9 protein-coding genes are annotated in these 14,395 nt (G+C 71.3%); 7 read left to right on the forward strand and 2 right to left on the reverse strand.

All coding sequences use genetic code 11. The features are described from left to right. Positions 1-82 precede the first annotated feature (82 nt). From OGH68_RS34715 to OGH68_RS34745, 7 genes are all read left to right on the forward strand, one after another. Positions 83-1,750 carry an extracellular solute-binding protein gene (locus OGH68_RS34715; RefSeq protein WP_264249504.1) on the forward strand — a complete coding sequence of 556 codons (1,668 nt, stop codon included), beginning with the start codon at positions 83-85 and terminating at the stop codon, positions 1,748-1,750. A 37-nt stretch (positions 1,751-1,787) separates the two neighbouring features. Continuing rightward, positions 1,788-2,846: an ABC transporter permease gene (locus OGH68_RS34720; protein ID WP_264249506.1), complete on the forward strand. Its 1,059-nt coding sequence runs from the start codon at positions 1,788-1,790 to the stop codon at positions 2,844-2,846. Next, positions 2,843-3,772: a carbohydrate ABC transporter permease gene (locus tag OGH68_RS34725; RefSeq protein ID WP_264249507.1), complete on the forward strand. Its 930-nt coding sequence runs from the start codon at positions 2,843-2,845 to the stop codon at positions 3,770-3,772. The genes OGH68_RS34720 and OGH68_RS34725 overlap by 4 nt, the downstream gene beginning before the upstream one ends. Positions 3,773-3,914: 142 nt before the next feature. After that, positions 3,915-6,152: a 1,4-beta-glucanase gene (locus OGH68_RS34730; RefSeq protein ID WP_413471068.1), complete on the forward strand. Its 2,238-nt coding sequence runs from the start codon at positions 3,915-3,917 to the stop codon at positions 6,150-6,152. A gap of 47 nt (positions 6,153-6,199) precedes the next feature. After that, entirely contained in the window at positions 6,200-8,182 is a 1,983-nt protein-coding gene (locus OGH68_RS34735; RefSeq protein WP_264249508.1) for a beta-galactosidase, read from the forward strand. Next, positions 8,179-10,404 (forward strand): glycoside hydrolase family 95 protein, encoded by a 2,226-nt coding sequence (locus OGH68_RS34740; RefSeq protein WP_264249509.1) that lies wholly within the window; start codon positions 8,179-8,181, stop codon positions 10,402-10,404. The genes OGH68_RS34735 and OGH68_RS34740 overlap by 4 nt, the downstream gene beginning before the upstream one ends. 25 nt (positions 10,405-10,429) lie before the next feature. After that, entirely contained in the window at positions 10,430-11,152 is a 723-nt protein-coding gene (locus OGH68_RS34745; protein WP_264249510.1) for a glycoside hydrolase family 12 protein, read from the forward strand. Between the two features lie 59 nt (positions 11,153-11,211). Here the strand turns inward: OGH68_RS34745 and OGH68_RS34750 are convergent, their stop codons facing one another. Together OGH68_RS34750 and OGH68_RS34755 are read right to left on the reverse strand one after the other, a co-directional pair. Next, positions 11,212-13,263 carry a glycoside hydrolase family 31 protein gene (locus OGH68_RS34750; protein WP_264249511.1) on the reverse strand — a complete coding sequence of 684 codons (2,052 nt, stop codon included), beginning with the start codon at positions 13,261-13,263 and terminating at the stop codon, positions 11,212-11,214. A 41-nt stretch (positions 13,264-13,304) separates the two neighbouring features. Continuing rightward, positions 13,305-14,318, reverse strand: a complete 1,014-nt coding sequence (locus OGH68_RS34755) for a LacI family DNA-binding transcriptional regulator (RefSeq protein WP_264249512.1) — start codon at positions 14,316-14,318, stop codon at positions 13,305-13,307. Positions 14,319-14,395 lie beyond the last annotated feature (77 nt).

Here is a 14,395-nt window from a genome sequence, read left to right on the forward strand (position 1 = left end):
CCGCCGCCACACTTTGCCGACACACCCACGCGAAGCCGATCACTCATGCGCCGGCTGCCCGCGTGAGGAAAGGGTTGACGTCATGCCCAACGCCCAGAACCCCAGCCGGAGATCGTTCCTCGCCTCCACCGCGGTCGCCGCGGCAGCTGTCGCCGGCGGCGTGCCGCTGCTCGGTGCGTGCAGCGGATCGTCCGGCGGCGAGCGCTCCGAGGGCACCACCACCGGCAAGAAGCTCCAGGAGATCCTGCCGGCCTTCGTGGGGTCCGACGTCGTGGAGCCCGACGTCCCGAGCAAGAACGGCTCGGCGGTGGGCTTCACCACCGCCCTGCCGGCCTCGCAGCTCGCCGTCTCGGTTCCGCAGAAGCTCGGCAAGGGCAGCGCGGTCACGGTCATGGCCCCGATGTGGGGCACCTCGCCCAAGTCCGGCAACCCGTACTGGACGGCCATGGACGAGGCCATCGGCGTCAAGGTCGACTGGCAGAACCAGGACGGCAACACCTACGGGCAGAAGCTCGGCGCGGTCCTGGCCTCCAGCTCGATCCCGGACGCCGTGGTCGTCCCCGGCTGGGAACTCCGCGGCAAGATAGCCAGCGCGATCAACAACAAGTTCGCCGACCTCGGCCCCTATCTGTCGGGCGACAAGGTCAAGGACTACCCGAACCTCGCGGCGATTCCCACCGGTGCCTGGCAGCGCGCCGTCTTCGGCGGGAAACTGCGCGGCCTTCCCATGCCGGCGAGCGACATCCCCAACATCGCGCCGTTCTACCGGGTCGACCTCTTCAAGGAGAAGGGGTACCAGGCGCCCACCACCACCCAGGAGTTCTTCGACCTCGCCAAGGAGGTCACCTCGGCCCGGAACAAGGTCTGGGGCTGCGGTGACATGACCTGGGCCGCGTACAGGTTCTTCGGCGTGCTCGACGAGAAGCCCACCTGCTGGAAACTCGTCGGGGACAAGCTGGTCCACCGGATCGAGACCGACGAGTACCTCGAAGCCCTCGAGTGGTCCCGCTCCCTGTACTCCGCCGGCCTCGTCCACCCCGACGCCAAGGCCGAGACCGGCGACCTGGGCAACCTGTTCGCGTCCGGCAAGGTGTGGATGTACAACGCGGACATCTCCGACTGGTACGGCAAGACCGTGGTCCAGCGCGGTGACAACCCCGGCTTCACCATGGCCGCCATGGACTACTTCCACCACGACGGGGGCAAGCCACACCTCTACGCCGGCTCGCCGTCCAACATCTGGGCCTTCGTCAACAAGGACGCCGACGAGCAGACCGTCCGCGACATCCTCGCCATCGCCAACTTCACCGCCGCTCCCTACGGCACCAAGGAGCAGCGACTGAAGGCCTACGGCGTCGAAGGCGTGCACCACACCGTCGAGGGCGACGAGATCACCAAGACGGAGACCGGGAACAACCAGGTGTTCGCCACCTACGAATACATCGCGAGCCCCCAGCAGTTCTTCGCGTACCCCAACCACCCGGACGTCGCCGAGGGCATGGTCCGCTGGCAGCAGCGCATGGGCGCCTTCCTCACCAAGCCCCTCTTCTACGGCATGCAGATCCAGGAGCCGAACCGCTGGGCCGAACTCAGCAGCCAGTTCGAGGACCTCGAGAAGGACATCGTCCGTGGCCGCAAGAAGGTCGCGGACATGCAGCAGGCGGTCTCCGACTGGCGTTCACGCGGCGGCGACCAGCTGCGCGACTGGTACCGGAGGCTGCTCGACGAGACCGGCGGCCAGGCGTCCTGAGCGGCCGCCCGGCGGACGGGGAGCGAGGAGAGAGAACGTGTCGCAGAGCAGGGTGGCGGGCCCCGCCCGTACCACCGACGACCGCACCCCAGCGCCGTGCGGGGACGGTGAGGAGGCGCCCGCCGGACCGCCGGAAGACCCGCCGCCCGCCCGCCGCGGCACCGCCGGCGGGATCACCTGGCGGATCCGGCTGCGGCGGGACCGCACGCTGATCCTGATGACGCTGCCTGCCGTGCTGCTGGTCCTGGTCTTCAACTACATACCGCTGCTCGGCAATGTCGTGGCCTTCCAGGACTACGACCCCTATGTCGGCGACAACGCGTTGCAGGCCATCGCCCGCAGCCCCTGGGTGGGCGTGGAGCACTTCACGCGGATGGTCGAGGACCGGCTGTTCCGGCAGGCGCTGGGCAACACCCTGGCGATCTTCCTGGTCCAGCTCACCCTGTTCTTCCCCGTGCCGATCATGCTGGCGCTGCTCATCAACAGCTTCGTCCGGCCCCGGGTGCGCGCCGTCGCCCAGGCGGTCCTGTATCTGCCGCACTTCTTCTCCTGGGTGCTGGTCGTCACCATCTTCCAGCAGATGTTCGGCGGTGCCGGCATGCTCGCGCAGACCCTGCGCGAACACGGCCACGAGGGCATCGACCTGATGACGAACCCGGGACTGTTCAAGTTCCTCGTCACCTTCGAGATGGTCTGGAAGGACGCCGGATGGGGCGTCATCGTCTTCCTCGCCGCGCTGTCCGCCGTCAGCACCGACCTGTACGAGGCCGCCGCGATGGACGGTGCCTCACGATGGCGGCGCATGTGGCACGTGACACTGCCCGCGCTGCGTCCGGTGGTGGCCCTGCTGCTGGTCCTCCAGGTCGGCAACGCCCTGACTGTGGGCTTCGAGCAGATCCTCCTCCAGCGCACCGCCGTCGGCCCCACCGCCGCGGAGGTACTCGACACCTACGTCTGGAACGTCGGCATCCAGTTCGGTGACTTCAGCTACGCGGCCGCCGTCGGCATCGTCAAGGGAATCTTCGGCCTCTGCCTGGTGCTGGGGGCCAACAAGGTCGCTCACATGATGGGCGAACAGGGGGTGTACAAGCGATGAGTCTCGTTCTCCCGTCCAAGCGCCGTGCGGGCACCCGCGGCCGGCTGCGGCCGGCCTGGGAGGAGGAGCCGCGCCCCGCGGGGCTCACGGCGAAGGGACTGGTCCTGGCACTGGCCTGCGCAGCCGTCCTCTTCCCGCTGTGGATCGTCGTCGTGACCAGCGTGTCGTCGGTGAAAACGATCACGGAGGCGGGCGGCCTGGTCGTCGTTCCCCGCGGTGTCACCTTCGTCGCCTACCAGGAGCTGCTCAGCGGTGGCCAGGTCACCCGCGCGGCGACGGTGAGCCTCGGCGTCACGGTCGTCGGCACGCTGTTCAGCATGACGGTGTCGGTCCTGTGCGCCTACGGACTCTCCCGCAGCGGTTCGGTGCTGCACCGGCCGCTGCTGATGATCCTGCTCGCCACGATGTTCTTCGGCGCGGGACTCATCCCGACCTATCTGCTGGTGCAGGGGCTCGGACTGACCGACACCTACCTGGCGCTGATCCTCCCCAGCGCGGTGAACGTCTTCAACATCCTCGTCCTGCGCTCCTTCTTCATGAGCGTGGCGCCCGAACTCATCGACAGCGCACGGATCGACGGCGCGGGCGACGTACGGATCCTGTGGAAGATCGTCATGCCGCTGTCACGCGCGGTGCTGGCCGTCATCTCGCTGTTCTACGCGGTCGGATACTGGAGTGCCTGGTTCAACGCCTCCATCTATCTGAGCGACCAGGACATGATGCCGCTGCAGAACGTGATGATGCAGCTGGTCCTCAGGCAGGAACGGCCCACGGGACTCGCGCAGGCCATCAACACCGGCCAGCTCTCGCCCCTGTCCATCCAGATGGCCGTCATGGTGCTCGCCCTGCTGCCGGTCGCCGTGCTCTCGCCGTTCGTCCAGCGTCACTTCAAGAAGGGCATGCTCACCGGCGCGGTCAAGGGCTGACGCCGGAGCCGCCTGCCGCCGCGGGCCCCTGACCCTCCTCGGCGCGTCCCACAAGCCGCCGCCGTGTCCCTCCGTACCTGACAACGGTCGGACACGGCGGCCACCACCCCCCACTCGCCGCTCACGGATAGAGGTAACCGCCATGTTCCTGCCACCGAGCCGCCCCGGCAGGCGCGCCGTCCTCACCGCCGGCGCCGCCGCCGGTCTCGCCGCCGTACCGGCCCTGCACGGCACGGCCACGGCCGCCGACAGCCCGGCCGGTACGGTGAAGCAGCCCGCCGCAGCAGGAGCGACCCAGGCGCACCGCTGGCGCAACGTCGTCATCGGTGGCACCGGCTTCGTCACGGGTGTCCTGTTCCACCCTCGTGTCGAGGGCCTCGCCTACGCCCGCACCGACATCGGCGGAGCCTACCGGTGGGACGCGCGCAAGCGGTCCTGGACGCCGCTCAACGACGACCTCGGCTGGGACGACCACAACCTCCTCGGCGTCGAGGCGATGGCCGTCGACCCGCACCACCCCGACCGGCTCTACCTCGCCGTCGGCACCTACACCCAGAGCTGGGCGGGCAACGGCGCCGTGCTGCGCTCCGACGACCGGGGGACCACCTGGTCGCGCACCGATCTGCCGGTCAAGCTCGGCGCCAACGAGGACGGCCGCGGCGCCGGCGAGCGCCTGATCGTCGATCCGAGGGACAGTGACACGCTGTGGCTCGGCAGCCGCCACGACGGTCTGTGGCGGTCCACCGACCGCGGCGCCACGTGGGCACGGGCCGACTTCCCCGCGGAGCCCTCCCCGACCGGGCAGGGCGTCACGTTCCTGGTCGCCGCCGGACGCGTGCTGTACGCCTCCTGGGCCGACGGCGGTGCGACCCTGCGCCGCTCCCGCGACGGCGTCCGCTGGGAGGACGTCCCCGGCCTGCCGGGCGGGGCGGCGGCCCGTGTGCCGATCCGAGCGGCGTACGACGAGGCGAGCCACGCGCTCTACGTCACCTTCGCCGACGCGCCGGGTCCCAACGGCCAGAGCGACGGCGGTGTGCACCGGCTCGACACGGTCACCGGCGCCTGGACCGACGTCACCCCCGTCCGCCCCGGCGGCACCGCCGACGACGGGTCGCGCGACACCTTCGCCTACGGCGGTGTCGCCGTCGACGCCCGCCGCCCCGGCACCGTGGTGGTGACGACCAACAACCGCTGGGCGCAGGTCGACACCGTGTTCCGGTCCACCGACGGCGGACGCAGCTGGGTCTCCCTGAAGGACTCCGCCGTCCTGGACGTCTCCGAGACGCCCTACCTCCGCTGGGGCGAGCCGCAGCCCAAGTTCGGCTGGTGGATCCAGACGGTCGCCGTCGACCCGTTCGACTCCCGGCACATCGTCTACGGCACCGGCGCCACCCTCTACGGCACCCGCGACCTGGTCCACTGGGCCCCGGAGATCCGCGGGCTGGAGGAGAGTTCCGTACGGCAGCTGGTGTCCCCGCCGACCGGCAGAGCCCGTCTGATCAGCGGCCTGGGCGACATCGGCGTCATGTACCACGACTCGCTCACCGCCTCGCCCTCGCGCGGCATGGCCGGCAACCCGGTCTTCGGAACCGCCACCGGCCTCGCGCTGGCGGCCCGGAAGCCCTCGTACGTGGTGCGGACCGGCTGGGCCTCCGGCGCAGGCGGCGCGTACTCCCACGACGGCGGCAGGACCTGGCAGCCCTTCAGGAGCCAGCCGGAGATCGCCGCCACCGCCCCCGGGCCGATCGCCGTGAGCGCCGACGGCCGGGTCCTGCTGTGGTCGTTCGTCCACTGGGACGGTTCCACGCACGCCACCCACCGCTCCGCCGACGGTGGAACAACCTGGGCCGAGGTACCCACGTTCCCCAAGGGCGCCACGCCGGTCGCCGATCCCGTGGACCCACGGCACTTCTACGCGTACGACACCGCCGCGGGCACCGTGTACCGCTCGACCGACGGCGGGCGGACGTTCACCGCCGGTGCGGACGGGCTGGCCTCGGGCGACAGCCAGTTCCGGATCGCGGCGGCACCTGGCCGCTGCGGCGACCTGTGGCTCTCGGCCAAATGGAACGGGCTGTTCCGGTCCACCGACGGAGGGCGGACCTTCACCAGGATCACCAGCTGCTGGGCCTCCTACAGCCTCGGCTTCGGCAAGGCCGCCGCCGGCGCCCGTTACCCGGCCGTCTTCCAGGTCGGCGCGACCGAACAGATCACCGCCGTGTACCGGTCCGACGACGAGGGCGCCTCCTGGACGCGGATCAACGACGACGCCCACCAGTGGGGGTGGATCGGGGAGACCATCACCGGCGATCCACGCCGCCACGGCCGCGTCTATCTCGGGACCAACGGCCGCGGCATCCAGTACGCCGACCCTGCCTGACCTCCCCCTTCCCCCGCACCCCTCCCGCGACGAAGCGAGTTCCGGTCATGCCCTCCCTGAACGACGCCACCGGCCGCCGTGTGTTCTTCGGCGGCGACTACAACCCCGAGCAGTGGCCGGAAGAGACCTGGCACGAGGACGTACGGCTGATGAAGCAGGCCGGGGTCAACTCGGTCACGCTCGGGGTGTTCTCCTGGGCCAGGATCGAACCCCGCCCGGGAGCCCGCGAGTTCGGCTGGCTCGACCGGCTGACGGACCTGATGCACGGCAACGGCATCGGTGTTGTCCTCGCCACGCCGACCGCCTCGCCGCCGCCGTGGATGGGCTCCCGGCACCCCGAGACACTGCCGCGCGGCGAGGACGGATCGGTGATCTGGTACGGGTCCCGCCAGCACTTCTGCCCGAGTTCCCCGGTCTACCGGGAGTACGCGGCGGCGATCACCGAGGACCTCGCGGCACGCTACGGCGACCACCCGGCGCTGCGGATGTGGCACATCAACAACGAGTACTGCACGTTTTGCTATTGCGAGGAGACCGCCCGACACTTCCGCCGCTGGCTGCGGGCGAAGTACCCGTCCCTCGACGCCCTCAACGACGCCTGGGGCACCGCCTTCTGGAGCCAGCGCTACGGCGACTGGGAGGAGATCATCCCACCCCGCAGGGCCCAGTACCTGCGCAACCCCGCCTGCACGCTGGACTTCCGGCGGTTCACCTCCGACGCACTCCTCGAGTGCTACGTCGCCGAGCGGGACATCGTCTCGGCCCGCACCCCGCGGCTGCCGGTCACCACCAACTTCATGGCCTTCTGGACCGGTCAGGACGCCTGGCGGTGGGCCGAAGAGGAGGACGTCGTCTCCGTCGACAGCTATCCGGACCCGCGCGATCCGCTGGGCGGGCAGTACGGCGCGATGATCCAGGACATGACCCGCTCGCAGGCGCGCGGGCCGTGGATGCTGATGGAACAGGCGGCGGGACCGGTCAACTTCCGGGGCGTGAACCATCCCAAGCCCCGCGGACTGAACCGCCTCTGGTCGATGCAGGCCGTGGCGCGCGGCGCGGACGCCGTCTGCTACTTCCAGTGGCGGCAGTCCAGGCAGGGCGCGGAGAAGTTCCACTCGGCGATGGTCACCCACGCCGGTGAACAGGGCCGCACGTACCAGGAGATCAAGCAGATCGGCGCGGACCTGTCGGGGATCGGCGAGCATGTCGCAGGCGCCGGTGTGTCCGCCGACGTGGCGATCCTGCACGACTGGAACTCGTGGTGGGCGGGCGACCAGGAGGGCCGGCTGTCCCGCGAACTCGACCACCCGGCCGTCGTCCGGGCCTGGCACCGCGCCCTGTGGGAGGCGGGCCTGGCCACCGACTTCGCCCACCCCGAGCACGACCTCGGCGCCTACCGCCTCGTCGTCGTGCCCCATCTGTACCTGCTGACCGACACCGCCGTCGACAATCTCGTCGGCTACGTCCGCGGCGGCGGCACGCTCGTGTCGGGCTTCCTCACCGGCGCCGCGGACGGTGACAACCGCATCCGGCCCGGCGGCATGGACGAGCGGCTCCGGGAACTCTTCGGCATCGCGACGGTCCACGAATGGTGGCCGCTGGAGGCCGGCGAGACGGTCGATTGCGACGGACCCGAGCCCTTCGAGGGAACCGTGTGGTCGGAGGAACTCCAGGCCTCCACCGCCGACACGGTCGCCGTCTACAGCAGCGGCGAACTCGCCGGACTGCCCGCCGTCCTGCGCCGGGGCAGTGCCTGGTACGTCTCGACACTCCCCGGTCCCGCGCCCCTGCGGGACCTGCTCGCACGCGTCGCCGACGACGCCGGGGTCCGGCCCGTGCTGGCGGACCGGCCGGCCGGGCTGGAGGCAGTACGCCGGGGAGACCTGCTCTTCCTCCTCAACCACGCTCCCGGACCGGTCACCGTCACCGTGCCGGGGCACCACCGGGACCTGCTCACCGGCGAGATGACCGACGGCCCGGTCCGCCTGGGCCGCCACGGCGTGGCCGTACTGAAGGAAGAACGGCCGTGAGGCACGGAACCTGGGAACCGCGCCCTGCGGCGCGGTGGGAGGACGCCTTCCTCAGCGGCAACGGCCGGCACGGCGCCATGGCGTACGGAGACCTCGGCGACGAGCGTGTCGTCGTCAACCACCACACCCTGGTGTGCCCCAACGGGAGCGAGACGGCCGGCCCGCCGGAGCTGGCGGCCGGACTGCGGGAGCTCCAGGACGCGCTGCTGGCCGGTGACACGACGGCCGCCGAGCGCTTCGGGGCCGGGTACCCGCACCTGTGGGTGCAGCCCTTCCACCCCGCCTTCCAGGTCCGCGTCCGGCACACCGGCGTGGTCGCGGCCGGTGCGGGACAGTACCGCAGGGAAGTGGACTTCACCTCCGGCGTGGTGACCGCCGTGCGCGGCGCCTGGCGCAGCGAGGTGTTCGTCTCGCGCGCCGACGACGTGATCGTCCATCGGACGGTGACGGAACCGGGCGGCCTCAGCGCCGACCTCACGCTCGACGAGCACCTGCCCGGCCTTCCCGGCGGGCTGCGGTTCACCCGCTCGACCACCCCGGAGGACGACAAATTTGGCACCGCCCTGCTGTGCCTGCGCACCGACTACCCGAACGGCCGGACCTCCTTCACGGGCACCACCCTGGCCGCCGTCACCGGTGGAAGCACCACGCGGACCGGGAACGGTCTGCGGGTGACCGGCGCCTCCTCGGTTCTGCTGCTGACCCGGGTCGAGCGCCACCCGGCGGACCTCGACCCCGCGCCGGAGCAGGCCGTGGCCCTCCGCCGGCTGCTCACGACAGACTCCGCGGACCTGTACGCACGCCTCCTCGAACGCCATCTCCCGCCGCACCGGGGCGCCTACGAGCGTGCCGGGCTCCGCCTGGACGCCGACCCGTCGGAGCGGGCGCTGCCGGGCAGCGAACTGCTGCGCGGGCCCGCCGGTGCCGCACTGCTGGAGCGGCTCTTCGCCGCGGGCCGCTACCACCTGCTGTCGTCCAGCGGCATGCTGCCGCCCCGCCTGGTGGGCCTGTGGACCGGCGACTGGAACACCGCCTGGTCCGGCGCGTTCACCACGAACGCCAACCTCAATCTGCAGATCGCGTCCGCCGCCGTCGCCGCGCTCCCCGAAGTCTCGGCGGCCCACGCCGAGCTGGTCCACGGCCAGTTCGGCGACTGGCGCGACAACGCCCGCGCGGTCTTCGGCGCCCGCGGTGTCGTGGCGCCCTCCCACACCGACGGGGAATCCGGCCACACCCGGCACTTCCGGCGCGCCTACCCGCTGCATCTGTGGACCGCGGGCGCCGACTGGCTGCTGCTGCCACTGCTCGACGAGGCCCTGGCCGGCGGCGCGCCCGACCCCCGGCTGGCGCCCGCCCTGGCAGAGGTTGCTGCGTTCTACGAGGACTTCCTCATCCCCGCCGGGCCCGGCGGACGGCTCACCGTCGTCCCCTCGTACTCGCCGGAGAACCGTCCGGCCAACGCGAGCTGGGGCACCGCCGACGCGACGATGGACATCGCCGCCGCCCGGCACGCCCTGACCACGGCCGCCGCGCACAACCCCGGCCATCCACGGGCCGCGCACTGGCGGGAGCTGGCCGGTCGGCTGCCCGGCTACCGCGTCAACGACGACGGCGCGCTGGCCGAATGGGCCCGGCCCGGCCTGGAGGACACGTACGACCACCGGCACATCAGCCATCTGTACCCGGTGTGGCCGCTCGACGAGATCAACCCCTACGACACCCCGGACCTCGCGGCGGCCGCCCGCCGGGCGCTGGAACTGCGCGGCGCCGAGAACGACTCGGCGCACGGACATCTGCACACCGCGCTCGTCGCCGCCCGGCTCCGCGACGGCGACCGGGCCGGGCGGGCCCTGGGCGAGGTGCTGGGCGGCGACTTCTTCCACGACTCGCTGATGAGCGCGCACTACCCCGGTCGTGACGTGTACAACGCCGACGCCGCGCACGCGCTCCCCGCCGTACTCCTCGAATGCCTGGTCCAGTCGACCCCGAGCCGCCTGGTGCTCCTGCCCGCCGTGCCGCCCGGCTGCCGGGCAGGCACCCTGCGGGGCGTCCGCACCCGCTTCGGGGCCCGGCTCGACCTGAGCTGGCGCGACGGGTTGGTCACCGCCGAGCTGCGGTCACCCGTCGACCGGACCGTCGAAGTGGTCGCCGGACCGGACCGCTTCCCCCTGACTCTCGTCGCCGACGAGAAGCACGTCCTCTCCTTTCCCACGAGGACGTGATCCCCCCACCCATGGAAGGGACTCCATGGCACACCCCACACAGGGCGCACGCCGGGCACTGAGGCGCGCGGCGCTCGCTCCGCTCCTCGCGCTGCTCGCCGTCGTCGGCCTCGCGTCCGCCCCGGCGCACGCGGCCGTCTGGTACTCCTCCGACCGCTGGGGCACCTGGAACAGCGGCGGCTACACCCTCTACAACAACATCTGGGGCTCGGGAGCCGGACCCCAGACCATCTGGGCCGACTCGGCCACCGACTGGGGCGTCTGGGCCGACCACCCCGGCACCGGCGGGATCAAGTCCTATCCGAACGCCAAGAAGGTCGTGAACAAGAAGATCGGCGCCATCTCCACACTCACCAGCCACTACAACGTCTCGGTCCCCGCCGCCGGCGCGTACAACACCGCGTACGACATCTGGGACAGCGGCTACGACCACGAGATCATGCTGTGGGTCAACCACCACGGCCCGGTCGGGCCGCTGGGCACCGCACAGGGAAGGGTGAGCCTCGGCGGCCACACCTGGGACGTCTACCGGGGCGACAACGGCGCCAACGCCGTCTACTCGTTCCTGCGCACCGGTGACTCCACCTCCGGCACGGTCGACCTCAAGGCCGTGCTCGGCTGGCTGAAGAACACCAAGGGATGGATCGGTGACGTGACCGTCGGCGATGTCCAGTTCGGCTACGAGATCACCTCGTCGCCGGGCGGACTGGACTTCGTGACCCACGACTTCGGCGTGCGATCGAGCTGACGTCGAAGCAACGCGCCGCGGTGCGGCCGGCTCGCCGCCGGCCGCACCGCGGTCGCATGTCACGGCGCGATCGGCAGCGCCGCGCCGTCCCTGAGGAACAGCGGGATACGCTCCAGCGGCGCGTCCACCGTCACCGCGCGCCCGCCCTCGTACTCCTCGCCCGTCCAGGCGTCCGTCCACCGCGCCCCGGCAGGGAGGTACGCCGTACGGCTCGTCGCCCCCGCCTCCAGCACCGGCGCCACCAGCAGATCGGGGCCGAACAGGTAGGCGTCGGCCACGTCCCACGTCTTCTCGTCGTCCGGGAACTCCAGGAACAGCGGGCGCATCGGCGGCACGCCCTTCTCGTGGGCCGCCCGCATCTGCTCCAGAACGTACGGCTTCAGGCGCTCCCGCAGCCCGAGGTACCACGCCAGGATCTCCCCGGCCCGCTCGCCGTACGACCAGATTTCGTTGGGGCCGCCGGTCATCGACGGCCCGAGGGGCATGCCCGGGTCGCGGAAGCCGTGCAGCCGCATCAGCGGGGACAGCGCACCGAACTGGAACCAGCGGACCATGACCTCGCGGTACGCCTCGTCGTCCGGGTCGCCGCCGTGGAAGCCGCCGATGTCGGTGTTCCACCACGGGATGCCGGAGAGCGCGGTGTTGAGGCCCGCGGCGATCTGGCGCCGCAGGGTGGCGAAGTCGGTGCCGATGTCACCGGACCACAGGGCCGCCCCGTAGCGCTGGCTGCCGGCCCACGCCGAGCGGTTGAGGGTGACGACCTCCTCTTCGCCCGCGGCCAGCATCCCCTCGTAGAAGGTGCGCGCGTTCTCGCGGGGATAGAGGTTGCCGACCTCCAGGCCGGGTCCCGCATGGTAGCGCAGGTTGGCGGAGAAGCCGGGCTTGAGCTCCGGTTCGCAGGCGTCCAGCCAGAACGAGCGGATGCCGTACGGCTCGAGGTAGTTCTCCCGCACCCGCGACCAGACGAAGTCGCGCGCCGCCGGGTTCGTCGCGTCGTAGAACGCGACCTGCACCGGCTCCGCGACCTCCTTGTCCGGCCAGTCGGCGTGCGCGATGGGGCCGTACTCCGTCCCGATGAAGTGGCCCAGCTGCTCCATCGGTGCGTGGTTCTCGCTCAGCGGCGACACCGACGGCCACACGGAGACCACCAGCCTGATGCCGAGCTCCTCCAGTTCGCGGGTCATGGCCGCCGGGTCGGGCCACTCGGCCGGGTCGAACTTCCACTCGCCGAGGTGCGTCCAGTGGAAGAAGTCGCAGACGATCGCGTCGATCGGCAGCCCGCGCCGCTTGTACTCGCGGGCCACGGACAGCAGTTCCTCCTGGGTGCGGTAGCGGAGCTTGCACTGCCAGAAGCCGGCCGCCCACTCCGGGAGCATCGGCGTCCGGCCGGTCACCGCCGAGTAGCGCTCCTGGGCGGGCGCCGGGTCGCCCGCGGTGATCCAGTAGTCGATCTGGCGTGCGCTGTCGGCCACCCAGCGAGTGCCCGTCTGCGCGAGCTCGACCCGGCCGATGGCCGGGTTGTTCCACAGCAGGGTGTAGCCCCGGCTGGAGGTGAGCACCGGGATGCTGACCTCCGCGTTGCGCTGGACCAGGTCGACGACGGCGCCCTTCTGGTCGAACAGGCCGTGCTGGTGCTGCCCGAGGCCGTACAGCTTCTCGTCCTCGTAGGCGGCGAAGCGCTGCTCCAGGCGGTGGTAGCCGTTGCCGCCCGGTGTGTACAGGCGGGGGCCGGGCCACCAGAAGTGCGCGCGTTCCTCCGCGAGGAGTTCGCGCCCGTCGTCGGTGGCGGTGAACCGCACCATGCCCTCGGCATCGATCTCCGCGGTCAGCGCGCCGTTGACCACTCGCCCGCGTCCTTGCTCGATCTTGACGGTGGCCGCGGCGGGGGGCGGCGAGCCGAGCAGCGCACCCGGAAGGCCGTCCAGCAGCGGACCGCCGAGCGTGGCCCGGACCCGGACGGCGTCGGGCCCCCACGGTTCGATGCGCACGGTCTCCCGGCGCCCGCTCCACTCGAGGGCCCCGGCGTCCTCGCGAAACGTGCCGACGGTGGGGGAGGACTGGGCAAGACTCGCTGACTGGTCCACGGACGGACTCCTGGGGAGTGAAGGCATACGGGGCCGTATGCGGGACGAAGGAAGCGGGGCAGGGATGTTCAGCCGGAGACGGGCGCGGGACCGGAGCTGGCGCGCACCGTGAGTTCGGGCTCCAGAAGGACCACCTGGTCGCCCGCCCGGTCCTCGATCTTGGCGATCACATGCTCGACGGCGTGCCGGGCCATCTCCCGCGCCGGGACGGCTACGGAGGTGAGCCGCACGGACCCCTGGACGGCCACCTGCTCCGGGCAGACGGCGACCACCGAGATGTCCTCGGGCACGGCCCGCCGGTTCTGGCGCAGCAGACCGATCAGCGGTTCGACGGCTGTCTCGTTCTGTACGACGAAGCCCGTGGTGTCGGGGCGTTCGGTGAAGATCTGGGCGAGTGTGCCGGCCATCGCCGCGTAGCCGCCCTCGGAGGGGCGGTGCAGCACGCGCAGCCCGAGCGAGCGCGCACGTGCCCTGAGCCCGTCGATGGTCCGCTCCGCGAAGCCCGTCCGCCGCTCGTAGACGGCCGGGGCCTCACCGATCACGGCGATCTCGCGGTGTCCGAGGCCGGCGAGGTGCTCCGCGCACAGCGCACCGGCCTCGGCGAAGTCCAGATCCACACAGGTCAGGCCGGTGGTCTCGGCGGGCAGGCCGATCAGCACCGCGGGCCGTCCGCTCTGGCGGAGCAACGGCAGCCGGGCGTCCTCGAGTTCGACGTCCATGAGGATCATGGCATCGGCGAGACCGCTGCCCACCACCCGGCGCACCGCCTCCGGGCCCTCCTCGCCCGTGAGCATCAGGACGTCGTACCCGAAGGAGCGGGCGTGCGTGGCGATCGCGATGGCGATCTCCGTCATCACGGGCACGTACATGTCCATGCGCAACGGCATCATCAGGGCGATGATGTTGGATCTGCTGCTCGCCAGCGCACGGGCCCCCGCGTTGGGGTGGTAGCCGAGTTCCGCGATGCTCCGCTCGACGCGTTCGCGGGTGACCGCGGAGATGGTCCGCTTGCCGCTGAGGACATAGCTCACCGTGCTGGCCGAGACTCCGGCGTGCTGCGCCACGTCGGCAAGGGTGACCATGGACTATCTCCAGTGCTGAAGCGCTTCGACTGAGCCGGGCGTGTCGGTGACGAGCAACTGGTGCAGAGCGTAATTCC

The sequence above is a fragment of the Streptomyces peucetius genome (assembly GCF_025854275.1).
Classification (GTDB): domain Bacteria; phylum Actinomycetota; class Actinomycetes; order Streptomycetales; family Streptomycetaceae; genus Streptomyces; species Streptomyces peucetius_A.